Source organism: Streptomyces sp. NPDC026417 (assembly GCF_055567695.1).
In genome coordinates this window covers 314,353-337,068 of the sequence record NZ_JBVHPY010000007.1, presented here as the reverse complement: position 1 = coordinate 337,068, position 22,716 = coordinate 314,353, and the positions used below count along the sequence as shown (strand labels likewise).

At 75.1% G+C, this 22,716-nt stretch carries 19 protein-coding genes and 3 pseudogenes; 11 read left to right on the top strand and 11 right to left on the bottom strand.

Going from position 1 to position 22,716, the window contains the following annotated elements; genetic code table 11:
• The first annotated feature begins 24 nt into the window (after window positions 1-24).
• Entirely contained in the window at window positions 25-1,008 is a 984-nt protein-coding gene (locus tag ACZ4NT_RS14530; protein WP_467725454.1) for an NAD-dependent epimerase/dehydratase family protein, read from the top strand.
• Window positions 1,009-1,035: 27 nt separating this feature from the next.
• Here ACZ4NT_RS14530 and ACZ4NT_RS14525 read toward each other — a convergent pair whose 3' ends face one another.
• The 3 genes and pseudogenes from ACZ4NT_RS14525 to ACZ4NT_RS14515 all read right to left on the bottom strand — a co-directional run.
• Window positions 1,036-2,112: a hypothetical protein gene (locus ACZ4NT_RS14525; protein WP_467725452.1), complete on the bottom strand. Its 1,077-nt coding sequence runs from the start codon at window positions 2,110-2,112 to the stop codon at window positions 1,036-1,038.
• 99 nt (window positions 2,113-2,211) lie between these two features.
• A complete protein-coding gene (locus ACZ4NT_RS14520; protein WP_467725451.1) occupies window positions 2,212-3,351 on the bottom strand; it encodes a sensor histidine kinase in 1,140 nt (379 codons plus the stop codon).
• Between the two features lie 438 nt (window positions 3,352-3,789).
• Window positions 3,790-4,536, bottom strand: a pseudogene (locus tag ACZ4NT_RS14515) (response regulator transcription factor); the annotation flags it as partial.
• 114 nt (window positions 4,537-4,650) lie between these two features.
• On the opposite strand from ACZ4NT_RS14515, the gene ACZ4NT_RS14510 reads away from it, so the two are divergent.
• From ACZ4NT_RS14510 to ACZ4NT_RS14500, 3 genes and pseudogenes are all read left to right on the top strand, one after another.
• Window positions 4,651-5,409: a glycosyltransferase family 2 protein gene (locus tag ACZ4NT_RS14510; protein ID WP_467725449.1), complete on the top strand. Its 759-nt coding sequence runs from the start codon at window positions 4,651-4,653 to the stop codon at window positions 5,407-5,409.
• On the top strand, window positions 5,406-6,038 hold the full coding sequence (locus tag ACZ4NT_RS14505) for a TIGR04282 family arsenosugar biosynthesis glycosyltransferase (RefSeq protein WP_467725447.1): 633 nt from the start codon (window positions 5,406-5,408) through the stop codon (window positions 6,036-6,038). The genes ACZ4NT_RS14510 and ACZ4NT_RS14505 overlap by 4 nt, the downstream gene beginning before the upstream one ends.
• Window positions 6,035-6,484: pseudogene (locus tag ACZ4NT_RS14500) on the top strand (methyltransferase domain-containing protein); the annotation flags it as partial. The gene ACZ4NT_RS14505 and the pseudogene ACZ4NT_RS14500, both read left to right, overlap by 4 nt.
• Window positions 6,485-6,681: 197 nt before the next feature.
• On the opposite strand, the gene ACZ4NT_RS14495 reads toward ACZ4NT_RS14500, so the two are convergent.
• Entirely contained in the window at window positions 6,682-7,173 is a 492-nt protein-coding gene (locus ACZ4NT_RS14495) for a hypothetical protein (protein ID WP_467725446.1), read from the bottom strand.
• The gene (locus ACZ4NT_RS14490) at window positions 7,173-8,501 is read right to left on the bottom strand and encodes a molybdopterin-dependent oxidoreductase (RefSeq protein ID WP_467725444.1); all 1,329 of its coding nucleotides are present in this window, start codon (window positions 8,499-8,501) and stop codon (window positions 7,173-7,175) included. Before ACZ4NT_RS14490 ends, ACZ4NT_RS14495 begins: the two co-directional genes overlap by 1 nt.
• 113 nt (window positions 8,502-8,614) lie before the next feature.
• Between ACZ4NT_RS14490 and ACZ4NT_RS14485 the strand changes: the two genes are divergently transcribed.
• On the top strand, window positions 8,615-10,306 hold the full coding sequence (locus tag ACZ4NT_RS14485; protein ID WP_121405098.1) for a hypothetical protein: 1,692 nt from the start codon (window positions 8,615-8,617) through the stop codon (window positions 10,304-10,306).
• Here the strand turns inward: ACZ4NT_RS14485 and ACZ4NT_RS14480 are convergent.
• Complete coding sequence (locus tag ACZ4NT_RS14480) at window positions 10,278-11,441, bottom strand: PP2C family protein-serine/threonine phosphatase (protein ID WP_121406331.1); 1,164 nt, start codon at window positions 11,439-11,441, stop codon at window positions 10,278-10,280. The two genes, ACZ4NT_RS14485 and ACZ4NT_RS14480, sit on opposite strands and share 29 nt — an antisense overlap.
• Before the next feature lie 96 nt (window positions 11,442-11,537).
• The gene (locus ACZ4NT_RS14475) at window positions 11,538-12,173 is read right to left on the bottom strand and encodes an NAD(P)H-binding protein (protein WP_121405097.1); all 636 of its coding nucleotides are present in this window, start codon (window positions 12,171-12,173) and stop codon (window positions 11,538-11,540) included.
• A gap of 106 nt (window positions 12,174-12,279) precedes the next feature.
• On the opposite strand from ACZ4NT_RS14475, the gene ACZ4NT_RS14470 reads away from it, so the two are divergent.
• The gene (locus ACZ4NT_RS14470; RefSeq protein ID WP_121405096.1) at window positions 12,280-12,750 is read left to right on the top strand and encodes a hypothetical protein; all 471 of its coding nucleotides are present in this window, start codon (window positions 12,280-12,282) and stop codon (window positions 12,748-12,750) included.
• 100 nt (window positions 12,751-12,850) lie between these two features.
• Here ACZ4NT_RS14470 and ACZ4NT_RS14465 read toward each other — a convergent pair whose 3' ends face one another.
• On the bottom strand, window positions 12,851-13,408 hold the full coding sequence (locus tag ACZ4NT_RS14465) for an SH3 domain-containing protein (RefSeq protein ID WP_121405095.1): 558 nt from the start codon (window positions 13,406-13,408) through the stop codon (window positions 12,851-12,853).
• A gap of 189 nt (window positions 13,409-13,597) precedes the next feature.
• Here ACZ4NT_RS14465 and ACZ4NT_RS14460 point away from each other — a divergent pair, with 189 nt between their 5' ends.
• Window positions 13,598-14,497: a hypothetical protein gene (locus ACZ4NT_RS14460; protein WP_121405094.1), complete on the top strand. Its 900-nt coding sequence runs from the start codon at window positions 13,598-13,600 to the stop codon at window positions 14,495-14,497.
• Here ACZ4NT_RS14460 and ACZ4NT_RS14455 read toward each other — a convergent pair.
• Window positions 14,412-15,782 carry an aminotransferase-like domain-containing protein gene (locus ACZ4NT_RS14455; RefSeq protein WP_467725440.1) on the bottom strand — a complete coding sequence of 457 codons (1,371 nt, stop codon included), beginning with the start codon at window positions 15,780-15,782 and terminating at the stop codon, window positions 14,412-14,414. The two genes, ACZ4NT_RS14460 and ACZ4NT_RS14455, sit on opposite strands and share 86 nt — an antisense overlap.
• Before the next feature lie 78 nt (window positions 15,783-15,860).
• On the opposite strand from ACZ4NT_RS14455, the gene ACZ4NT_RS14450 reads away from it, so the two are divergent.
• Together ACZ4NT_RS14450 and ACZ4NT_RS14445 are read left to right on the top strand one after the other, a co-directional pair.
• Entirely contained in the window at window positions 15,861-16,640 is a 780-nt protein-coding gene (locus ACZ4NT_RS14450) for an alpha/beta fold hydrolase (protein WP_467725438.1), read from the top strand.
• 98 nt (window positions 16,641-16,738) lie between these two features.
• Entirely contained in the window at window positions 16,739-17,173 is a 435-nt protein-coding gene (locus tag ACZ4NT_RS14445) for a DUF7144 family membrane protein (RefSeq protein ID WP_467725437.1), read from the top strand.
• Between the two features lie 211 nt (window positions 17,174-17,384).
• Here ACZ4NT_RS14445 and snpA read toward each other — a convergent pair whose 3' ends face one another.
• Window positions 17,385-18,050 carry a snapalysin gene (snpA, locus tag ACZ4NT_RS14440; protein ID WP_121405090.1) on the bottom strand — a complete coding sequence of 222 codons (666 nt, stop codon included), beginning with the start codon at window positions 18,048-18,050 and terminating at the stop codon, window positions 17,385-17,387.
• Between the two features lie 201 nt (window positions 18,051-18,251).
• Between snpA and ACZ4NT_RS14435 the strand changes: the two genes are divergently transcribed.
• Window positions 18,252-19,196 (top strand): LysR family transcriptional regulator, encoded by a 945-nt coding sequence (locus ACZ4NT_RS14435; protein WP_121405089.1) that lies wholly within the window; start codon window positions 18,252-18,254, stop codon window positions 19,194-19,196.
• A gap of 71 nt (window positions 19,197-19,267) precedes the next feature.
• Here ACZ4NT_RS14435 and ACZ4NT_RS14430 read toward each other — a convergent pair whose 3' ends face one another.
• Window positions 19,268-21,349 (bottom strand): PhoX family protein, encoded by a 2,082-nt coding sequence (locus tag ACZ4NT_RS14430; RefSeq protein ID WP_467725434.1) that lies wholly within the window; start codon window positions 21,347-21,349, stop codon window positions 19,268-19,270.
• Window positions 21,350-21,671: 322 nt separating this feature from the next.
• On the opposite strand from ACZ4NT_RS14430, the pseudogene ACZ4NT_RS14425 reads away from it, so the two are divergent.
• Window positions 21,672-22,716, top strand: a pseudogene (locus ACZ4NT_RS14425) (VWA domain-containing protein); the annotation flags it as partial.

Sequence of the window (22,716 nt, the reverse complement as noted above, 5' to 3'; positions counted from 1 at the left end):
CGCCGCGGCCCTAGCGTGGGCGGCATGCGGGTACTGGTCACCGGCGGAGCCGGGTTCATCGGGTCGGAGATCGTCGCGGCGCTGGCCGCGCGGGGGCACGAGGCGGTCGTGTACGACGTCCGGGAGGGCCGCGACGTGCGCGACCCGGAGGCCGTGGCGCACGCCCTGCCGGGGGTGGACGCGGTGTGCCACCAGGCGGCGCTGGTCGGCCTCGGCAACGGCTTCTCCGACGCGGCGGAGTACGTCTCGCGCAACGACCTGGGCACCGCGGTGCTGCTCTCCGCGATGGCCGGGGCGGGGGTGCGGCGGCTGGTGCTGGCCGGGTCCATGGTGGTGTACGGCGAGGGCCGGTACGCCTGCGCGCGGCACGGCGTGGTGCGCCCCGGTCCCCGCGCGGAGGCCGACCTGGCGGCCGGCCGCTTCGAGCCCCCGTGCCCGGTGTGCGGCGACGACCTGACCCCCGGACTGGTCGCCGAGGACGCACCGGCCGACCCGCGCAACGTCTACGCGACGACCAAGCTGGCGCAGGAGCATCTGGCGGCGGCCTGGGCCCGCGCCACGGGGGGCACCGCGGTGTCGCTGCGCTACCACAACGTCTACGGTCCCGGGATGCCCCGCGACACCCCGTACGCGGGTGTCGCCGCGTTCTTCCGTTCGGCCCTGGCCCGGGGCGAAGCCCCGCGCGTCTTCGAGGACGGCGGCCAGCGCCGGGACTTCGTGCACGTGCGGGACGTGGCGGCGGCCAACCTGCTGGCGCTGGAGGCCGGTTCGCCCGACGGCACGTTCACCGCGTACAACACGGGCAGCGGGGACCCGCAGACGGTCGGCGAACTGGCCCGGGCCCTCGCCGCCGCGCACGGCGGCCCGGACCCCGTGGTCACCGGCGAGTACCGGCTCGGGGACGTCCGCCACATCACGGCGGACTCGGCCCGGCTGCGCGCCGAACTCGGCTGGAAGCCGGAGGTGGCCTTCGAGGAGGGCATGCGGGAGTTCGCGGCGCAGGGGTAGGGGGTGTCGCGGGCGCCCGGGGCCGGGTCAGCCGGTGAGCTGGGTGGTGCCGAGTTCGTCGAGGTGCCGCTGGACGTGCTGCAGGGCCCCCTCCCGGCGGCCCGGCACGCGCCGCCGCAGGTCGGCCAGGGCGGGCCCCAGTTCGCGGGCCCGGACCGCGTCCCGGATGCGTCCCCACTGGTGGTGGGCACGGTCGGCGGCCGATTCGACGGCGGGTGCGTCCGGGGACTGTCCGGCGCCGAGCCGGGCGGTGGCGACCGCGAGCCAGGCCCGGCAACTCTCGACCGGATCGCCCGCGAACATCGCCAGGTCGGCCCGCACCTCCTTCCAGTGCAGCGCCTGTTCGGACGCGGGACCGTACGCGCGTACGGCCGTCCGCTCCCAGTGGGCGGCGAGCGCCGCCGCCTCGCCGTGCCGCCCGGCCTGCACGGCGGTGGTGATCGCGGCGTGCGGGTCGGGCGCCACCGGCACCCTGCCCTCCGTCTCCAGCACGACGCCGGGTGCGTCGCCCTCCCCCAGTGCCCGCGTCAGGGCCCGCTGGTGCAACTGGGCGGGCACCGGCCGGTGGCCGCTGCGCAGGATCGTGGCCAGGGACTTCATGTACCCCGGCGTCGCCACGGTGCGGCGGGGCGGCGGCGGGGCGATCCGGCCGTAGAGGCTGACGCCCGGGCCCGCGGTGAGCGGCTGGGCCGCCAGCGACTGCCAGGCCTCCGCGTCCGCGTGCAGGTCGGCGAAGAGCGTCGTGGTGCCCGGTGGGCGCAGCCGCAGTTCCTCGCGGATCCAGTGCCAGGGGAACGCCGTGTAGCGGACCGTGGAGGGCGTGGTGCGGGCCAGTGAGAGGTGCGGAAGCCGTTGTCTGCGGTCGAGTTGGAGCTGGCCGGTGAGATAGACGGTCAGCGGTCCGGAGGCCGTCGCCGCGGCGCGCAGCCGGGTCAGGACGGCCTGCGGTTCCAGCGGATCCGCCAGCTCCACCACGTTCGCCGTCTCCGCGCCGGACAGCACGGCGGGCGCCACCGCCGCGAGGACGGGGAGCACGGAGGCCGCGTCCACCAGGCATCCCCTGCCCACCGGCGAGGCCGCGAGCAGCAGCACGGTTCCGGGCATCGTTCCCTCCCCCATCGATCACCTACGGCAGCACCGTAACCGCTGCGCGTGCAAAGAGGGGACCGCGCAGGTGCGGGGAGTGCGAACTCCCGGGGCGGACTAGGCGGGTTGCTCGGTCGTCGGAAGGGCCGACGGGAGGGCGGGCAGGGTCACCTCGAAGCGGCAGCCGCCGGAGACGTTGCGTACGGCGGCGCGGCCCCGGTGGGCCTCCACGATGCCGCGCACGATGGCGAGTCCGAGGCCCGCGCCGGCCGGTGGAGTCCGGGCGTGGGTGCCGCGCCAGCCCGTGTCGAAGACGCGCGGCAGATCCTCCTCGGGGATGCCGCCGCAGCCGTCCGTGACGGACAGGACGACTCCTTCCGGCGAGCGCTCGGCGGCCACCGCGACCGTCCCGTCGGCGGGGGTCCGGCGGATCGCGTTGACGAGGAGGTTGCCCAGTACGCGGCTCATCTCCTTGCCGTCGACCTCCACAGGCAGCGGCTCGACCCGGCCCCCCACCAGACGTACGCCGTGCTCGCGGGCCAGCGGGTCCGCGCCCGCGAGGGCGTCGCCGACGAGGTCGTACAGCGAGATCCGGGAGGGGGAGAGGGCGAGCGCGCCGGCGTGGATGCGGGAGAGCTCGAAGAGGTCGCCGACCATGTCGTTGAGGCGCTCGACCTCGGTGCGGATCTGGCGCAGATAGCGGGCCGGGTCGGCGGCGACCCCGTCCTCCAGCGCCTCCGACATCGCCCGCAGCCCGGCGAGGGGGGTGCGCAGGTCGTGCGAGATCCAGGCGACGAGTTCGCGCCGCGAGGTCTCCAGGGCGCGTTCGCGGTCGCGGGACTCGGCGAGTTTGGCGCTGGTGGTCTGCAACTCACGGCTCAAAGCGGCGAGTTCGGCGGTGGCCGGGCCGTCGGGGGCGGCGAAGGCCCCGCCGTCGCCGAAGGAACGGGCGGCCAGGGTGAGCGCGCGGCTGCGGCCGACGACCCAGCGGCCGAGCAGCAGGGCCGTGGCCAGCGAGACCACGGCCGCCATCGCCACCACGGTGGTCACCACGGTCAGGTCGTGCGGGGAGAGGAACATCGCCCAGGCGACGGCGAGGGTCCCCGCGAGCATCGCGGTCACGGCGACGGCGGCGACCACGGTGAGCGACGCGGTGAGCGAGCGCCGCCGGATCAGCCACAGGACGAACGCCCCGAACAGCCCGGCGGCGGCCGCCCCGAGGAAGGCGAAGAGGGCGATGAGCAGCATGTCGCGCATGGCTTACGGCTCCTGCGTCGGCGAGTGGGGGAGGAGACCGCCGCTGCCGGGGGCGTCGGTGCCGGGGGTCTCCGCGGCCTGAGAGGCGGGGGCGTCGCCGGAGCCGTCAGCGGAGCACCGGCCCTCGGCGCCTCCGGCGCGCGGGGCGCCGTCCGGATACGGGCCGGTATCCGTGCGCGGGGCACTGCCCGTACGCGAGTCGGCATCCGTACGCGGGGCACTGCCCGTACGCGGGGCACCCTCCGCACCCGGGCCGACGTCTCGCGGGGCACTGTCCGTACGCGAGCCGGCATCCGTACGCGCGGCACTGCCCGTACGCGGGGCACCCTCCGCACCCGGGCCGACGTCCGCACGCAGACCAAGGTCCGCACCCGGACCGGCGTCCGTGCCCGGGACGGCCCCGTCCGTCGCGGAGGGCCGGGGGGCGGTGGGCGGTTCCTCGTGCGCGGGGCCCTCGAAGCGGTAGCCCACGCCCCACACCGTGTGGATCAGCCGGGGGTGGGCGGGATCGTCCTCGACCTTGCCGCGGAGCCGCCGGACATGGACCGTGACGGTCGACAGGTCGCCGAAGTCCCAGCCCCACACCTCGCGCATCAGCTCCTCCCGGCCGAACGCCCGTCCGGGGTGCCGGAGGAAGAGCACGAGGAGGTCGAACTCCCGCACGGTGAGCGCGAGTTCGGCGCCATCCTTGGTGGCGCGCCGGGCCCCGGGGTCGGCGGTGAGACCGCCGACGCGCAGCGGACGGGAGCCGGTGACGGGCCGGGTGCGGCGCAGCACGGATCCCACGCGCAGCACCAGCTCGCGGGGGCTGAACGGCTTGGTCACGTAGTCGTCGGCGCCCACCTCCAGGCCGAGGATCCGGTCGTCCTCGTCCCCGCGGGCGGTCAGCATGACGACCGGCACCGGACCGCGTGCCCGCATCCGCCGGCACACCTCCAGTCCGTCCATGCCGGGGAGCATCAGATCGAGGACCACGAGGTCGGGCCAGTGCGCCGCCGCGCGGGCGAGGGCCTCCGCCCCGTCGCCCGCGCGGTCGACGGCGTAACCCGCGCGGTCCAGGTAACCGGACACGATCTCGGCCACCGTCGGGTCGTCGTCGACGACGAGCACCCGGGCGCCGGCAGTGGACTCCCCGGTCCGCTCGGCAGCCCGGATCTCCGCTGGCTGGTACGGCTGATGCTCCATTCCGCCAGCCTCGCACCACGCCGGTCCGGGCGCTGCCCCCGAGCGGTCCGGGCACCCCGACGTCCGTGTTTCGTAAGGAGCCCGAGTCCGCTTTGTACCGTTTGTGTTCGTAGGGTGAAACCCGTGACGACCTCTCCCGCATCGGAACCGGAAACGGCCCCAGCCACGGACGCGGCGCCCGTCGACGTGGTCCTGCCCTGTCTGAACGAGGCCGAGGCCCTCCCCTGGGTGCTCGCCCGCATCCCGCACGGCTGGCGCGCGCTGGTCGTGGACAACGGCTCCACGGACGGTTCGGCGGACCTCGCCCGCGAACTCGGCGCGACCGTCGTCCACGAGGAGCGCCGCGGCTTCGGCGCCGCCTGCCACGCGGGGCTCACCGCGGCCACGGCGGACATCGTGTGCTTCTGCGACTGCGACGCCTCGCTGGACCCCTCCCTGCTCGTGCCCTTCGTCCACGAGGTCCGCGACGGCCGGGCCGACCTGGTGCTCGGCAGGCGGCGCCCGCAGGGCAGGGGCGCCTGGCCCGCGCACGCCCGCGCGGGCAACCTCGCCCTGTCCCGGATGCTCCGCCGCCGTACCGGTCTGCGCCTGCACGACCTCGGCCCGCTGCGCGCCGCCCGCCGCGCGCCGCTGCTCGCCCTCGGTCTCACCGACCGGCGCAGCGGCTACCCCCTGCAGATGGTGGTCCGCGCCGCCGACGCCGGCTGGCGTGTCACCGAGCACGACGTGCCCTACCTGCCGCGCAGCGGCGCGTCCAAGGTGACGGGCACCTGGCGCGGCACCTGGCAGGCGGTCCGCGACATGAGCCGGGTCCTGGCCGAGCAGGCCCCGGCACCCGTTCCGGCCCCGAGCCACGGAGGAACCGCCCAGTGAGCATCGCCCACGCCACCACCCTCCTGGTCATCGCCAAGGAGCCGCGGCCGGGCCGGGTGAAGACCCGGCTGACCCCGCCCTTCTCCCCCGAGGAGGCGGCGGCGCTCGCCGGGGCCGCGCTCGCCGACACCCTGCACGCGGTGCTGGCCGCCCCGGCCCGCCGCCGCGTCCTGGTGCTGGACGGGGCACCCGGCCCCTGGCTGCCGCCCGGCTTCGACGTCGTGCCGCAGTGCGCGGGCGGCCTCGACGCCCGCCTGGCCGCCGCCTTCGCCCGCTGCGCGGGACCCGCGCTGCTGATCGGCATGGACACCCCGCAGGTGACGCCCGGCCTGCTCACCGTCGACTGGGGCGGCCGGGACGCCTGGTTCGGCCCGGCCGCCGACGGCGGTTTCTGGGCGCTGGGCCTGGCCGAGCCGGACCCGGACCTGGTGCGCGGCGTCCCGATGTCGACGGCGGCGACCGGCGCCGTGCAGCGGGAGCGGCTCGTCGCGGCCGGACTGCGGGTGGCGGACCTGCCGGTGCTGCGGGACGTCGACACGGCGTCCGACGCGGCGCAGGTCGCCGCGGAGGCGCCGGACGGGCGCTTCGCCGCGGAGCTGGCCCGGCTCACCGCGGTCGCCGGCCGATGAGCGCCCCCGCCGAGAGCGCCGCCCCCGCCGGGAGCGCCGCCCGCGCCGGGAGCGCCCCGCCCGCCTGGTGCGCCGACCCGTACGCCGACGCGCTGCGCACCGGGCGCGGCCCGCTGTTCCTGCGCCGCAGCGACGGCTGGCTGCTGCCGCTGGAGGTGGAGCGGTGGTGCGCCGACGCCGACGCGGCGGACCTGGAGGTGCTGCGGCGCTGCGAGGGTGCCGTCCTGGACGTGGGCTGCGGGCCCGGGCGGCTCGTCGCGGCGCTCGCCGCCCGCGGCCGGCCGGCACTCGGCGTCGACGTCAGCGAGGCCGCCGTCGCGCACACCCTGCGGCTGGGCGGACAGGCCCTGCGGCGGTCGGTGTTCGACCCGCTCCCGGGCGAGGGCCGCTGGGGCACCGCGCTGCTCATCGACGGGAACGTGGGCATCGGTGGTGAGCCCCGCACCCTGCTGCGCCGGATCGCCCGGCTGCTCGCTCCCGGCGGCCTGCTGATCGCCGAGAGCGCCCCGGTGGACGTGGACGAACGGGTGCACGTGCGGGTCGCCGACGGCCGGGGCGCCGCCGGCACCCCCTTCCTCTGGGCCCGCGTGGGCACCCCGGCCCTGCTGCGCCACGCCCGCCGCGCGGGTTTCCGCCCCGAGGCTCAGTGGACCACCGGCGGACGCTCCTTCGTCGCGCTGCGCCGCCGCGACGCCCTCGACACCCGCAGGACCAACAGGACCGCCGAGCCCGCGAACAGCACCGCGGTGATCAGCAGCCACCGGGCGAGGAACCCGTCGGCCGACAGGCCGGTGTCGGACGCGTAGCGGTCCGCCACCCGCCCGCTGATCAGCGGGAACCAGATCAGCAGCAGCAGTGCCGACAGGGCCGCCGGGACGCGGACGTAATTCCGCCACTCCCGGCGGCCGGCGGCGCGGAGCGCGCCGCCGGCGGCCCGGTCCGCGGCCACGTACAGCGGCAGCAGCACCAGGTCGTGCAGCAGGGCCGCCCCCACGAACCACAGGGCCACCCCGGCCCAGTCGTCCGCGAGCAGCCGCACCGCCGCGTAGCCGGCGAGCGTGAACGAGCAGCAGAGCAGCAGGAGTTGCGGCGGGCTGCCGACGGGGAACCGGGGGAACCGCGAAGGGCTGCGCATCACAGGTCTCCGAACGTCATCCGGGCCACCCACTTGGTGTTGAGCACGCCCGGCGCCGCCGGGACGATGACGCGCGCGGGGTGGCCGTGGTCGGGGGTCAGGGGCTCGCCGTTGACGTACAGGGCGAGCAGGGAACGCGGGTCGGCGACCTGGTTGGCCCGCAGGGCCGCCCTGCGGAACGCGCCGTGGCGCTGCAGGGACTCCACGAGCACGTCCGTCGCGCCGCCCTCGTGCCCCACCAGCGCGGCCAGATCGCGCAGCCGTACGCCCCGCCACCACTGGTCGGACGTCGACCAGCCCTCGACGCAGGCGATGGGCAGGGCCGCGCTGTGCTGCGGGAGCCGGAGGAGTTCGGCGCGGCTCAGCCGCACCGTCCCGGTGCGGCCCGCGACGACCAGCCGCCACGCCTCCTCGCTCGTCTCCGCGGGTTCGATCCCCACCCCCGCGGCCGTCTTGTTGACCTGGAACCCGGCGGGTCCGGAGCCCGGTTCGGGACCGCCGTGGGGCGCGAGCACGGCGGTCTCCCGCAGCGGCCCGTCGAAGCTGCGGCCCGCCGTCGTGACGAACAGGAGCAGCGAGCCGCCGCCGACCAGGCCGAGGGCGCCGCGCCGGGAGACGGTGGGGGGCGCCGGGTCCGGGGAGGCCAGTGCCTCCGCCTCGGCGTCCGGGGCGATGTCCGGGGACGGCGGCCTCCCGTCCGCCGGGCGCCGCTCCGCCCGCAGGTGCCGCACGTTGCGTACCGCCGTCGGCACGCGCAGCACCGCGTGGGCGACGAAGGCGGCGATGAACACCCACGCGCCGTAGAAGTGCAGCGGGTAGAAGGAGCCCGGGAAGACGTAGTCGAGCTGGACGTTCAGCACACCCGTCGTGAACTCGAAGAGGGCGCCCCCGACCAGCAGCAGCAGCGAGATCCGCTCCAGAGCGTGGGTGAGCGACCGCGCGGGCGGCAGCATGAACAGCTTCGGCACGACCGACCAGAGCTTGGCCAGGAGGACGGGGATCAGGACCAGGCCGAGGGTGACGTGCACGCCCTGCGTGAGGCGGTAGAGCCAGACCGGGCCGGTCGGCCAGGCGAAGAGGTAGAAGCCGAGCAGGCCCTTGTCCGGCGTCTTGTCGTTCACCGGGGACAGGTCCGGGTTGTAGGCGGCGTACGACAGCAGGCCCGTCACGAAGAGGACCGTGATCCCGGCGAGCAGGACGAGGCCGAGCACCGAGGTGAACCAGGGCCCGCGCAGCGGACTGCGCCAGAACGCGGGCGAGGTGGGCGAGTCCGGTGAGCCGGGGGAGAGCAGGCGGGAGACGCGGGAGGAGAGCTGTGGGTCGCGCATGAGCCGACCGTAGGACGGCGGACGCCCGTTGCCGGGGCTTGAACCGGTGACGAAACGCTGACGTCGGCGCGGGGCGGAGCCCGGTGCGGGGTCCGCCCGCCTAGCGTGCGGGTGTGACCCGTGAACTTCTCCGTGATCTGGCGGCCGTACTGGCGGCGGCCCTGCTCGTCGTGGCGGCCGTGCTGGTCGGTGCCGCCGTCGAGCGCGCCGACGGCACCCTCCATGTGGGCTGGCCGCCGCTGTACGCGTACGCGGAGCCGCACCTCGGGCCCGGCACCCCGGCCGCCCTCGCGGTGGCCGTCGGCGTCGTCGCGTACGGGCCGCGGCTCGCCGCCCGGCTGCCGTGGCGGGCGCTGCTCGGAGCCGCGTGGGGCACGGCGACGGCGTGGACGTTCTCGCTCGCGCTCGTCGACGGCTGGCAGCGGGGCATCGCCCGCCGTCTGACGACCTCGTACGAGTACCTGCGGGTCGTCGACCGCTTCGCCGACATCCCGCACACCCTGCGGGACTTCACCCGGCACATCCTGCTGGACTCCCCCGGCCACTGGCCGCCGCACGTGGCCGGGCATCCCCCGGCGGCGACCCTCACCTTCGTCTGGCTGGACCGGATCGGGCTCGGCGGCGGTGCGTGGGCCGGGGTCTGGTGCATCACCGTCGGCGCGACGGCGTGCGTGGCCGTGCTGGTCACCGTCCGTGCGCTGGCCGGGGAGACCCTGGCGCGGCGGGCGGCTCCGTTCCTCGTCCTGGCGCCGGCCGCGGTGTGGGCGGGGGTGTCCGCCGACGGGTACTTCGCGGCGGTGGCGGCCTGGGCCCTGGCGCTGCTGGCGCTCGCGGTCACCGGGCGACGGCCGAGGACCGCGGCCCTGGGTTCCGGCCTCCTCCTCGGGCTCGCCGGCTACCTCTCGTACGGGCTGATGCTGATCGCGGTGATCGCCGGCGCGGTGCTGCTGCTCGGCCGGGAGCGGGTGCGCGTCCTGCCGTTCCTGGCGGCGGGGGCCGCCGTCGTGCCGCTGGTGTTCACACTGCTGGGCTTCGACTGGTGGGAGGCGTACCGCCTGCTGGTCCGGCGCTACTACCAGGGGGCGGGCGGCATCCGGCCGTACCGCTACTGGGTCTGGGCGAACCTCGCGTGCACGGTACTGGTGGTGGGCCCGGCCACGGTGGCGGGCCTGCGCCGGTCCGCCGTCCGGGCCGGGGCTCTCGCCCGCGCCGCCTGGTCCGGCGCCCGCGCCGCGGCCCCGGCGGGAAGCGCGCCGAGGGGCGCCGACCCGGTCGCCGCCGGTGCCGGCCGGGCCGGGGCCGCCCCGGAGGGGAGTGCCCCCGGTGGTCCGGCCCCGAGCAGGACCGTCCCGGACGGAGCCGCCCCCGGCGAGGCAGCCCACCGCGGGCCGCTCCTCGCCGGAACCGGGACGGGTGAGGACGCCCCCGAGGGGGTCGCCCCCCGCCGTACCGCCCCGGCCGGCAGCGGCGTCGGTGGGACGGGGGCTCCGGTGGTCCCGGGGCCGGGGGACGACGGGCGGGCGGGCTCGGGCGGCCGGGGACGGGCGGCCGGCCGGCGGTGGTTCGCCGGGGATCCGCGGACCGGCGGCGAGCAGCGGCTCGCGCTGCTCGTGCTGGCGGCACTGCTCGCGCTGCTCGTCGCCGACCTGTCGGGGATGAGCAAGGCGGAGACCGAGCGGATCTGGCTGCCGTTCGCGGTCTGGCTGCCCGCCGCGGGCGCCTTCCTGACGGGTCCCCGCGGCTGGCTGGCCGCGCAGGCCGCCCTCGCGCTGCTCGTCAACCACCTGCTGCTGACGGGTTGGTGACCGGCGCCGGCCGGCGGACGGCGAAGATCGTCGTGTCGTCCTCCAGGCGGCCGCCGCTGTGCCGCAGCGTGCCGTCGCGGACCAGCCGGACGAGCCGCCGGGGCTCGGCGGTGCGCGGGTCGGCGGCCACGGCGGCGGCGACCTCGTCCCGCAGCGGGAAGAAGACCCCCGCGCCGTCACGCGCCTCCGTCACCCCGTCGGTGACCAGCAGCAGCGTCTCGCCCGGAGCCAGCGGCACCCGCAGCACCGGCGGCAGGCCCTCCCCCAACTCGCCCAGCCCGATGGGCAGTCCGTCACCCGGTGGCAGGGAGCGCACCCCGCCGGGGGAGACCACCAGCGGCGGGTCGTGGCCGAAGTTGACGACCTCCACCTCCTGCGGCGCGGCCTCGGTGAAGCCGACCAGGACGGCGGTGGCGAAGCGGTCTCCGTCGGCCTGGCCGACCGCGTCGCAGTAGCGGACGTGCCGCAGCATCCGTACTTCCAGGCGCGCGGCGACGGTGCCGAGGGCGGGTTCGTGGTACGCCGCCTCACGGAACGTGCCGAGCAGCGCGGACGCCGTCTCCACCGCGCCGAGGCCCTTGCCCTGCACGTCCCCGAGCAGGACCCGGGTGCCCGAGGGGCCCGGCTGGATGTCGTAGAAGTCGCCGCCGACGCGGGCCTCGGCGTCCGCCGACAGGTAGACCGCCGCGTGCTCCAGGCCGCCGAAGCCCGGCGGCAGCGGACGCAGCACCGTGCGCCGGGTGGTCTCCGCGATGTCCCGCATGTGCACCATGCGCCGCTCGCCGCGCACCCGCACCGCGCAGGCCAGCGTGGCCAGCACCCCGCCCGCGGCGACGAGGATGAAGTCCGGCAGCCCGGTCTGGTACTGGTGCGGCCAGGACGTGTCGACGACGACGTAGGTGGCCACCGCGAGCAGGGCGAAGACCGCGGTGCCCCACACCCCGCAGATCGCCGCGGCGATGCCGGGGACCAGCACGATCCAGGAGATGATCCGGAACTCGCCGGAGGTGTTCCAGTCGAGCACCCCGATGCCGAGGAGCAGCAGCAGCGGCGGGACCCAGGCGACGCTGCGGCCGTGGATCCGCAGGAGGCGCTGCCGGGCGGCCGGGTCCGGCTCGCGGCCGGCCCGGGGCAGCCGGTCGAGCACGGTACGGCGGTCCGGCGCCGGATCCTGCCACCCGCCGGGCTCCCCCGTACCGCCCCGGCCGCTCACCCTGTCGCACCCGCCTCGTCAGTACGCGACCGAGATCCGGCTACGGGGGTGCGCGTGCCGCTCCAGTTCGTCGACGAAGGCGAGTGCGTAGTCCTCGGCGCTGATCCGGCTGTTGCCGTGCGCGTCGGTGAGCAGTTCGTCGCCGCCGACGCGGTAGTGGCCGGTGCGCGCGCCGGGCGCGATGTCGGCGGCCGGGGAGACACAGGTCCAGTCGAGGTCGTCGACGGTGCGGTAGAAGGCGAGCGCGTCACGGTGGGCGAGGGCCTCGGGGCGGGCGGCGTCGGGGAAGCCGGGCCGGTCCAGGAGAGCCTGGCCGGGGACGACCTCCAGGCTGCCGGAACCTCCGACGACCACCAGTCGCTCGACCCCGGCCTCGCGGGTGCCCCGCACCAGGGACTCGTTGATGGCGAGGAAGGGCCCGCGCGGGTCCGAGCCGTCCCGCGGGGGCACGCACGCCGAGGCCACCGCGTCGGCGCCCGCGGCCAGGGCGGCGACCTTCGCCGGGTCGGCCGCGTCGGCGGCGGTGGCCGTCACCCCGGGGATCGGGGACTGCCCGGACCGGCTCACGGCCGTGACGTGGTGGCCGCGCGCCGACGCCTCCGTCGCGATGCGGCTGCCGACCATGCCTGTCGCGCCGAAGAGTACGAGCTTCATGAGGCTCAGCGAAACACGGTGCCGCAAGGGCCGCATCCCGACTTGCCAGGCCCCTGTGCGAGGTGTGCCCTGGAAGTCGGGGGCGAGGAAAGAGAGGAGTGTTCCCATGGCTCAAGCGGCACCCGCGTCAGGAACACCACGCACGCCGGGAAGCACCCGACGGACTCCCGGCGGTACCCGCACGTCCGGCCGGCCGGACATCTTCGGGGCGGGCGCCCACCTGGTCGTGGTCCCCGTCGTGCTCGGTCTGGTCTACGGGTTCTGGGCCGCGCAGATCAGGCGCGACGCCGGTGCCGTCACCGGCTGGAACGTGCTCTTCGGTTTCGTGTGCGCGATCGCGTTCATGGCGGCCTGGACCGCCATCCGCATCCTGGCGCCCCGGTTGCGGCGGGAGCTGCACGCGCTGTCGTGGGCCGCGTTCGCCGGCATCGCGCTGGGTTTCCTGCACAGCCAGTCCCACTCCACCGTTCTCTGGTCGGTGTTGATGGCCCTGGCGGTCGCGGCGGGCGTCTACGTCGCGCTGTTCTACCGCTACTACACGCACGAGGACGCGGAGGGCCGCCCCGATCCGCGCTGACTGCCGACGCTCCGGGAAGGAGCGTGAGCGGCAGGCCCCGGCGTGTGTGCCGGGGCCTGCCGGTCGTGCGGGGTGGTGCGTCCCGCGCACTCGGCGCCGGTCAGCTGCCTCCCGTGCTCCATTCGAAGGAGCCGGACGAGGAGACCGTGACGCTCCAGCTCCAGGAGCCCGAGGCGCTGAAGCTCCAGTAGCCGGAGCCCGAGGCGTGCCTGTCGTCCGAGGGGTCGGCCGCGGGGTCGCAGTTCCACGACGTGTCGTGGGAGCGGTCCTTCCAGCCGGGGCAGGGGTCGGAGCAACTCGGCACTCCCCGGTCGCCGATGTCGACGAAGGCGGCGCTCGCCCAGGCCCGGGCTCCCGCGAGCCAGAACCAGTACGGGTTGCCGAGGACGGTCTGTCCCTTCACCGCGCACTGCACGCGGTCCTCGCTCCCGGGCGGGAGCTTGCCGACGAGGGCCGAGGAACTGGTGGGCAGCTGTCTGAGGTTCATGTCGCCGCTCGAGACGACGGTGCCCCACACGGGACCGTCCGAGCCGCTTCTGTGCGATGCCGACTGGGTCGACGGGACCGCCGCCGCTGAGGTGCCCGCCACCGCGACGGTGAGGACACCGCCGGTGAACAGGGCCACGGCACAGGTCCGCAGGGCCGGGGTGGTGCGCATGATCGGCCTCCTTTCCCCAGAACCAGGTAACACCCGTTCGGGGGAGCCCTCCACCGGAGCCCGGAATCACGGGGTTTTCGCGGGTGCTCCGGCGCGGAAGGGCCCCGCCTCCCCCGAAGGGCTTGTCATATGCACCCATATGACCCCAAACCACTCGCACGAGCGGCCCCCGGGGACTGTCCTGACGGGGTGTCCCAACGTGTCCGGAGCGCCCTGTCGGCCGTGCTGATCACCCTCGCCTGCCTGCTCGCACCGGCCGGTGCCCTCGCGTCGTGGGCGATGTACGAGATCGGCGACAGCGGCCGCTACGAGGCCACGACGGCACGGCTCGCGGCCGATCCGGCGATCCGCGACGCGATCGCCTCGGCCACCACGGACGGCATCATGCGCGAGATCGAGGTGGCGCCGCGGCTGCGCCGCCCCGTGCGCTCCTTCGTGCACGCGGCCGTGCGGTCCTTCACGCAGACGCCCGCCTTCCACGTGGCGTGGGACACCGCCAACCAGGCCGCGTACGACGCCGTCATGCGGGCCCTGCGCGACGACGGCGAACGGACCGTCACGCTCGACGTCGGACCCGTCGCCGCCCAGGTCAGGCGTCAACTCATCGACGACCACGTGCCGTTCGCGCACCGCATCCCGGTCGCGCACACCGAGCTCACCGTGCTGCGGGCCGCCGACCTGGGCCGGTTGAGGAAGGGGTTCCACGTGCTGGAGATCGCCGGTTTCTGGCTCCCGGCCGCGACCGTCACGCTCGCGGTGTCGGGGGTGCTGGTAGCGGTGTGCCGGCGGCGGGCGGTGGTGGCCACCGGGCTCGGCACGGCGGTCGGGGCGGCGCTGCTCGGCGTCGCCATCACCGTGGGGCGCCGGATGACCCTGTCGGGGCTGCCCTCCGACGTGTCCCACGCGGCGGTGGGCGCCGTCTACGACACCCTCACGAGCACCCTGCGCACGGTCTCCTGGGTGCTGTTGGGGCTGGGCATCGTACTGACGGCGGGCGCGCTGCTCACGGAGCGGATCGCGCGACGCCGGCGAGGGTCCGCAGGGCCCGTGCCAGTTCCGGCGGAGCCACCGACGCAAGTCCGAGCCTGACCGCGTCCGCGGCCGTGGCGACCTGCGGGACGGCCGTCCGCCCGTCGGGCGGCCCGGACCGGCCGGCCCCGGTGACATGGAAGGACGGCCCCGGTGTGACGGCGATGCCGTGGCGTGCGGCCGCCGCCGTGAAGGTGTCCGCGCGCCAGGGCGCCGGAAGCTGCCACCAGACGTAGTACGCCCGCGGATCCGACCGCACGGTGAAGCCGTCGAGGTGCCGGGCGACCAGCCGCTGCCGCCGTGCCGCGTCCGCGCGGCGGTCGGCCACCAGCCGGTCCACCGTGCCGTCGCCCGCCCACCGCACGGCGGCCTCCAGCGCGAACCGTCCCGCCGTCCAGCCGCCCGAGCGCAGCGCCTGCGCCACCGTCTCCTGCCGCCCTTCGGGCACGACGAGGAACCCGGCCGTGAGCCCGGGCGCGACCCGCTTGGAGAGTCCGTCGACGACATGGGTGCGCTCCGGGGCGTACGCGGCGAGCGGCTCGTCCCCCTGGTGGAGGAAGGACCAGATGCGGTCCTCGACCACCGGCAGGCCCAACTGCCTGACCGTGGCCCCGATTTCGGCGCGCCGCCTGGGCCCCATGGTCAGCGAGGTCGGGTTGTGCAGGGTCGGCTGGACGTAGAGGGCGGAGAGCGGAGCGGTGCGGTGGGCGGCGGCCAGTGCGTCCGGACGCAGCCCCTCGGCGTCCATGGCCAGCGGCACCAGCACCAGGCCCAGCCGGGCGGCGATCTCCTTGACCAGCGGATACGTCAGGGATTCGACGCCGACGCGACCGCCCGGGCGCACCAGGGAGGCCAGAGCCCCGGCGACCGCCTGCCGGGCGTTGCCGGCGAAGAGGAGACGGGCGGGCGCGGGGCGCCAGTTCCGGGTGGCGAGGAGGGCGGCGGCGGCCTCGCGGGCCGCCGCCGTACCGGCCGCGGGCGCCGGGCGCAGGGACTCCGCCAGCACGTCGGGGTGCAGCAGCGGCGCGAGGCCCGCCGCCAGCAGCTCCGACTGGCCGGGGGTGGACGGGTAGTTGAGCTCCAGGTTGACCGGTGCGGCGGTCGCGGGCTCGGCCAGCGCGCGGCCCGAGGGCGTGGGCGCCGCCCGCACGAACGTGCCGCGCCCGACCTCGCCGACCACGAGACCGCGTCGCACGAGTTCGCCGTACACCCGCCCCGCTGTCGACGCGGCGATCCGGCGCCGGCGCGCGAAGGCCCGCTGGGTGGGCAGCCGTTCACCGGGCCGGAGCCGACCGGCGGCGATGTCCTCCGCGATCAGGTCCGCGATCCTCCGGTAGTCCCCCATGGCACGCACCTTCCCGCATTGCACCGAGAGCAAAGATCTTATTGCACCGAGGAGTTGGGGAACCCTAAGGTCGGACCCATGGCACCCTTCCTCGCATACGAGGACAAAGGCACCGATCCCTCCCGGCCGCCCCTTGTCCTGGTCCACGGCCACCCCTTCGACCGCACGATGTGGAATCCGCAACTCGACGCGTTCTCACCGGCCCGCCGGGTGATCGCCCCGGACCTGCGCGGCTACGGTGCCTCCCCGGTCGTCCCCGGGATCACCCCGCTCGGCGTCTTCGCCGACGACATCGCGAGCCTGCTGGACGAGCTGGGCGTCGACGACTTCGTCCTCGGCGGGCTCTCCATGGGCGGCCAGATCGTCATGGAGTGCTACCGGCGCTTTCCCGGGCGCATCCGGGGGCTGGTCCTCGCCGACACCTTCCCGGCGGCGGAGACAGCGGAGGGCAGGAAGGCGCGCAACGACATGGCCGACCGCCTCCTGAGCGAGGGAATGCGCGGGTACGCCGACGAGGTTCTGCACAGGATGGTCGCGCCGTACGCGGACCCCGAGGTCGCGGCCCACGTCCACCGGATGATGACGGCGACCCGGCCCGAGGGTGCGGCGGCCGCCCTGCGCGGCCGGGCGGAGCGCCCCGACTACCGGGAGCTGCTGACCCGCGTCACCGTCCCGGCCCTCGTCGTGGTCGGCGCCGACGACACCTACACCCCGGTCGCGGACGCCGAGGCGATGCACGCCGCGCTCCCCGACTCCACGCTCCGCGTCGTGCGGGGGGCGGCCCACCTGCCCAACCTCGAACGCCCTGCGGAGTTCGACGAGGCACTGGCCGCCTTCCTGGCCCGGCTGGACGGCTGAACCCGGCTCCGTCCCGGTTCACCCGTTCGGCCCATCCGCCGTGCGCGGGGAGCACCCCGGGACCAAGCTGCGAGGAAGCTGCCCAGAGGAGGCCCACCATGACCCAGCACACCGCGTCACCGCCCCCGGCCGCCCAGCCGAGGAACTCGTCGTGGGCGGAGGGCGGCACCGTCTTCGCCGGCATCCTGATGATGGTCGGCGGCGTCCTCGGCATCCTCAACGGCATCGCCGGGATCGCCACGGACGACGTCTACCAGGTCATCGGCTCCTACGTGTACGAGTTCAGCCTCACCACGTGGGGCTGGATCCACCTCGTCGTCGGGATCCTCGTCCTGGTCACCGGCTGGGGCGTCCTCAAGGGCATGGCCTGGGCCCGTGTCGTCGGCATCGCGCTGGCCGCCCTGTACATGATCGAGTACTTCATGTTCCTGCCGTACGCGCCCGTCTGGTCGCTCATCGCCATCGCCATCGCCATCGCCGCGTTCGTCATCTGGTCCCTCGCGACGGGCGACCGCACCACGCGCACCCCCTGACGCCGCACGGGGTCCGTGCGGCACGTCCTCGGGAGGGCATCCGGGAACGTCACGCGCGGGGAGGCGGGCGGCCGGACCGGGAGAACGCGGCGGTACGGACCGCCCGTGCAGGGGCGGTCCGTACCGGTGGGGGGTGACTGGCCCGCGGGACCTCCCGGGACCGGCCCGGCCGCATCCGCCGGACGGGCCCCGGGTCCTGCCCGGCCAGGCTCTAGCGGGCTTCGGCCTTGCTCAGCGCCTTGTCCAGCGCCTTCGCGAAGCCGTTCGCCCACAGCTGGTTGACACGGGAGCGCTCCGCCGAGTTCGGGTAGGCGTTGGTGCACGAGGTGCCGGGGCCGCCGCCCGACATCAGCTCGCTGCACGGACCCGAGTAGTGGTCCGGGAGGCCGAGCACGTGCCCGGTCTCGTGGGCCGTCACCCGGGTGGAGTTGTACTGCCGGTTCTGCGCGTAGTCGAGGAAGATGTAGCCGCTGCCGTGACCGTCCGTCGAGGCGTACGAGCCGCGCGAGTCGTTGCCCTCGTAGTACCGGAAGTCGGCGTTCGAACCCGACTGGAGCTTCACGTTCGAGACGGAGCTGTTCCATATCGAGGCGCTGCGGGCTATCTGCGTGGCGAACGTGGGGGCGCTGGACGCGTTGTAGACCACGGTGACCGACGCGGCGCGCGGGTTGGCCGCGCGCTTCTCCGCCACGGACTTGATGACCGCTTCGAAGAAGGCCTGGTTCGCCTTCGCCTCCGCGGCCGAGCCGGTGTACCCGGCGTACGGGGCGGGAGCGGGCGCCGCCGCGGCCGGGACCGCGCCGAGGCCGGCGGCGGTGACACCGAGGCCGACGGCGGCCGCGAGCAGGGGGCGGGACAGGTGCAGGGAGACTCTCATGCGATGACTCCTCGGGTGGGGGGTGGAGGTCGTCATCGGTGAGTCTCAGTGCCTGTGCGCCGCCTGTGATGATGGCAATGGGCGATAGGACGCGGCTATCGGTGCCTCTCCGGCCGTCCCTTCCGCCCGTCCAACTCGCCGGATTTGCTTGCGGTTTGTACATCTGGTGCGATGCCTGGTTCCGCTTTAGGCTCCCGGGACATGGACCTCGAGGTGAGGCATCTGAGGGCGCTGTGCGCCATAGCCGACACCGGCAGCCTGCACCGCGCCGCGCGCCAGCTCGGCGTGGCACAGCCCTCGTTGAGCACCCAGTTGCGCCGGATCGAACAGGAGCTGGGCGGGGCCCTGTTCACCCGCGAGACCACCGGCTGCCGGCCGACCCCGCTCGGCCGTCTCGTCCTGCTGCGCGCCCGCCCGCTGGTGGCCGAGATGCGCTCCCTGGTCGCCGAGGCGCGGGCCGCCACCGCGGACGGTCCCCAGCTCCGCGTCGGCTCCACCGCCAGCCGTGCCCTCGCGGGCTGGCTGCGCCGGCTGCGCGGACACCGCCAGGAGCCGATCCTGCACATGAACGTCTCGCCGAACGCCCTGCTCCGCATGGTCGCCGACGGCCAGCTCGACATCGCCTTCGTGCACGAGGTCGAGGGGTCCCCGCTGCGTGTCCCGGAAGGACTCCGCGTCCGCGTCCTCATCGAACGCGAGCCGCAGTTCGTCTCGTTGCCCGCCGACCACCCGGCGGCGGCCCGGCCGCTGGTGCGCCTCGCCGACCTGGCCGGCGACCGCTGGATGGTCGATCCGACCGTGGACGGCGAGTGGGATGCCGTCCACCGGATGCTGCGCGCGGCCGGCCTCAGCCCCCGCGTCCTGCACGGCGACTACCACACCGCCGCGGCCCTGGTCGCGACCGGCGAGGTCGTCACGGTCTGCCAGCCCACCTCGCCGTCCCGGCCCGAGGCCGCCGTACGCCGGATCGAGGGCGACCCGCTCGGCGTACGGCTGCTGCTCGCCGCCCGTACGGACGCGGCGCTCGACGCGGTCTATCCGGCCCTCGCGGAGGCGTACTGGGAGACGGCACTGCTGGCACCGGCGTACCGGGAGTGGCTGGAACGCGAGCGGGACGAGCACCGGGCCTTCGCGCACACGCGCTGAGAGCCGGCCACGGCGGGCGGGCGGACCCCGCCCCCTCCCGGGCCCGCGCGACCGCCTCCCCGGGCGGTCTCTCAGACGCCGATGTCGCGGCCGTCGGCGCGCCACACCGCGACCACGGCGGGGCGGACGATCCTGCCCGGGCCGTCCGGCCAGGCACTGGCCGGCTTCTCCACGGATGCCCCGTCGACCTCTCCCGGGTGCTGGACGGCGACGAGCACCCGCCGGTCCTGGACCAGCGGCCCGCAGGTCTCGGCGCCGGTGGGCACGGTCAGGAACTGCTTGAGCTCACCTCGCCGGTCGCCGCGCGTCGCGACGCCGAACAGGCCGTCGTGCGAGCCGAGCTGGTTGCCGTCCGTGGAGATCCAGAGGTTGCCGTGCGGGTCGAACGCCACGTTGTCGGGGCAAGAGATCGGGCTGACCCGCTCCTTCGGGAAGCCCGCGAAGTAGGTGGCCGGATCGGTCGGGTCGCCCGCGACGAGGAACAACGACCAGGCGAAGCCGGTGCTGTCGGCCCGGCCCCGGCGCTCCGTGAGCTCCAGGATGTGCCCGTGCTTGTTGGCGTTGCGCGGGTTGGCCTCGTCGGCCGCCGCGTATCCGCTCTTGCCGCGGTTGCTGTTGTTCGTCAGCGCCACGTACACCTTGCCGGTGTGCGGGGAGGGCTGGATGTCCTCCGGCCGGTCCATCTTGGTCGCGCCCACCTTGTCGCCGGCCAGCCGCGTGAAGACGAAGACCTCCTCCGCCGTCATGCCCTCGACGTGCGAGACGGCGCCGCCGGCGGTCGCCGTGGCCAGCGGGATCCACGTACCGCTGCCGTCGAACTCGCCGTCGGACGGCAGCGTGCCGGTGCCGTCGACGTCGGCGGCCGGCGAGTCCCCGGTCAGCCGGGCGACGTACAGCGTGCCCTCGTCGAGGAGGGACAGGTTGTGCTCGCGGACGGCCCTGCCGCCGCCCTTCCTCATCCGCTTGCTGCCGACGAACTTGTAGAAGTAGTCGAAGCGCTCGTCGTCGCCCGTGTAGACGACCGGGCGGCCGTCGTCGGTCAGGCGGACCGTGGCGGCCTCGTGCTTGAAGCGGCCGAGCGCGGTGTGCTTGCGCGGCGTGGAGGAGGGGTCGTACGGGTCGAACTCGACGACGTAGCCGAAACGGTGCACCTCGTTCGGCTCCTGGGCGATGTCGAACCGCTTGTCGAAGCGCTCCCACTTGCGCTCGGTGACCCCGGTACCGATGCCGTACCGCTTGTCGGTGTCCCGGCCGCCGTGCGCGAAGTACTGGTTGAAGTTCTCCTCGCCGTGCAGCGTGGTGCCCCAGGGAGTGGTCCCGCCGGAGCAGTTGTTCAGGGTGCCGAGGACCTTGCGCCCGGTCGGGTCGGCAGACGTCCGCAGCAGAGCGGAGCCCGCGGCGGGGCCGGTGAGCCGGAACTCGGTGGTGGCGGTGACCCGGCGGTTGAGGTGGTGACGGGTGACGGCGGTGAGGCGGCCGGTCCGCCGGTCCTCCTCGACCACGACCGCGGACAGGCCGTGGGCCGCCCAGGCGACCTCGACCTGCTCGCGCGTGGGGTTCTCGGGGTCGTACCCCCGGAACATCAGCACCTCGTCCGTGTACTCGTGGTTGGCGACGAGCAACTGCCGGCCGTGCTCGCCGCGCAGCGGCAGCAGCGCGAGGAAGTCGTTGTTGTACCCGAACTGACCGGCCTGGGTGGCGGCCGTCTGGTGCTCCGGGTCGAAGGCGGGAGCGCCCCGCAGGATCGGCTCGCCCCAGCGGATCACGACGTTCTGCCGGTACCCGTCGGGTATGACCACGGCGTCGGTGGTGTTGGGGGCGACGGGCGCGAAGCGCAGACCGCGTGCGGCCTTGCCCCGGTCGGCCGCGGCGGCCGGGTCGACTGCGGCGGCCGGGGTGGCCGCCGCGGCCTGCGGGGCTCCCGGACCGGCGACGGCCGTGCCCACCGCCGTGCCGACCGTCACGACGGCCGCCGCCCGCATCACCGACCGGCGGCTGAGCGCACCGGCGATGACGTCCCCGACGTAGACGTTCGTGCTGGTGTTGGGCACCTCGTGGAAGCAGGCGTCGCCGCAGCGGAACCGGCAGGTCAGGGCGGACCGGCCGCCGGGATGCGAGCCGGACGATCCGATCAACGGCAGCAGCTTGCGCACTTTGCTCTCCCCATGCGTTCCCTTGGTGTCGCCGTGACGCTAGGGGCCCGTCGGAGCGCACGAGCGGACTCGGGGTGAAGCGGGAGTGAACCCCTGCTGACCACGCGGGTGTTGGGGAACGGGGCGCGCGGCGGCCGGCGACGGCGCCCGCGACCACCGGACCCGGGCGGCGCGGTCCGGCGGGGCGCGCTGCGGGCCGGGTGCCGGACACCCCTTGTCCGCACTGCCTACCCCGGCCAAGATCACCGACTTCGGCCGCTAACCTTACGTGTCCGTCCTGGCCAGGGATTGACGGGAACAACTCACGCGAAGGGTTGCGCACATGGGCATTCTCACTCTCCTGCGGAATGCGTTCGGCCGCTCACGCAAGGGTCGTGACGCCGACGCGGAGACCTCGCGGGAGGCAACGGCCCCGACGGTTCCGGCACCGGCGACCGAGCCGGACGCGACCGCACCCTCCGTGGAGGTGCCCGCTCCCTCCACCGAGCCCGCCCCCTCCGCGACGGTGCCCGGTCCCTCGACCGAGCCCGAGCCGTCCGTGGTGGACGAGCTGGTCTCGGCCGCGTTCGACAACGTCACGGTCCCGAAGCCGCGCCCGGACGGGCAGACCTCGCAGTCCGACGAAACCCCCGAGCCGAAGCCGACGGCCGAAAGCACCACGCCGAAGCCGGCGGAAGCCGATTCCGGGCCCGCCCCCAAGGCGGCCCCGGAGCCGAAGACGGCAGAGCCCGAGCCCGAGCCGAAGGCGGCGACCGAGGCCCCCGCCAAGCCCAAGGCGGCAGAGCCCGAGCCCGAGCCGAAGGCGACGGAAACCAAGGCAGCGGAAGCCAAGCCCGAGGCCGAGCCTGCCCCCAAGGCCGAGGAGCCCAAGGCCAAGCCCAGGACGAGAGCAGCGTCCAGGCCGAAGGCTGCGGCCAAGGCCGACAACGAGCCGAAGGCCGAGGCGGAGCCCGCAGCTGAGGCCGAGCCCAAGGCCGCGAAGCCGAAGCCCGCGGCCAAGGCCGATGCGGAGCCGAAGGCTGCCGCCAAGACGGCGGAAACCAAGACGGAGTCCGTAGCCAAGGCGCCCCCGAAGACGGCCAGGACGGCGGAAGCCAAGACCGAGGCAGAGCCGAAGGCTGCGGCCAAGGCGGCCCCGAAGGCGGCCGAGGCGGAGCCGAAGGCCGAGCCCGTCGCCGCGAAGGTGGACGAGCCGGCAGCCGCCGACGGCGAGAAGGCCCCACAAGGGCCACCCGCAGCCGACGACGAGACCCGCACGGGTGGTGCGGGCGGGAACACCAAGGCCGAAGGCGAAGCCGAGGCCGCACCCAAGCCGAAGACCGAGCCCAAGCCCAAGGCCGAGGCGAAGCCGAAGGCGACGCCGAAGA

Excerpts from the sequence above, each read along its gene's own strand:
- ACZ4NT_RS14530 (WP_467725454.1), top strand. The coding sequence starts at position 25 with ATGCGGGTACTGGTCACCGGCGGAGCCGGGTTCATCGGGTCGGAGATC.
- ACZ4NT_RS14525 (WP_467725452.1), bottom strand. The coding sequence starts at position 2,112 with ATGCCCGGAACCGTGCTGCTGCTCGCGGCCTCGCCGGTGGGCAGGGGA.
- ACZ4NT_RS14520 (WP_467725451.1), bottom strand. The coding sequence starts at position 3,351 with ATGCGCGACATGCTGCTCATCGCCCTCTTCGCCTTCCTCGGGGCGGCC.
- ACZ4NT_RS14495 (WP_467725446.1), bottom strand. The coding sequence starts at position 7,173 with ATGCGCAGCCCTTCGCGGTTCCCCCGGTTCCCCGTCGGCAGCCCGCCG.
- ACZ4NT_RS14490 (WP_467725444.1), bottom strand. The coding sequence starts at position 8,501 with ATGCGCGACCCACAGCTCTCCTCCCGCGTCTCCCGCCTGCTCTCCCCC.
- ACZ4NT_RS14475 (WP_121405097.1), bottom strand. The coding sequence starts at position 12,173 with ATGAAGCTCGTACTCTTCGGCGCGACAGGCATGGTCGGCAGCCGCATC.
- ACZ4NT_RS14470 (WP_121405096.1), top strand. The coding sequence starts at position 12,280 with ATGGCTCAAGCGGCACCCGCGTCAGGAACACCACGCACGCCGGGAAGC.
- ACZ4NT_RS14465 (WP_121405095.1), bottom strand. The coding sequence starts at position 13,408 with ATGCGCACCACCCCGGCCCTGCGGACCTGTGCCGTGGCCCTGTTCACC.
- ACZ4NT_RS14455 (WP_467725440.1), bottom strand. The coding sequence starts at position 15,782 with ATGGGGGACTACCGGAGGATCGCGGACCTGATCGCGGAGGACATCGCC.
- ACZ4NT_RS14450 (WP_467725438.1), top strand. The coding sequence starts at position 15,861 with ATGGCACCCTTCCTCGCATACGAGGACAAAGGCACCGATCCCTCCCGG.
- ACZ4NT_RS14445 (WP_467725437.1), top strand. The coding sequence starts at position 16,739 with ATGACCCAGCACACCGCGTCACCGCCCCCGGCCGCCCAGCCGAGGAAC.
- snpA (WP_121405090.1), bottom strand. The coding sequence starts at position 18,050 with ATGAGAGTCTCCCTGCACCTGTCCCGCCCCCTGCTCGCGGCCGCCGTC.
- ACZ4NT_RS14435 (WP_121405089.1), top strand. The coding sequence starts at position 18,252 with ATGGACCTCGAGGTGAGGCATCTGAGGGCGCTGTGCGCCATAGCCGAC.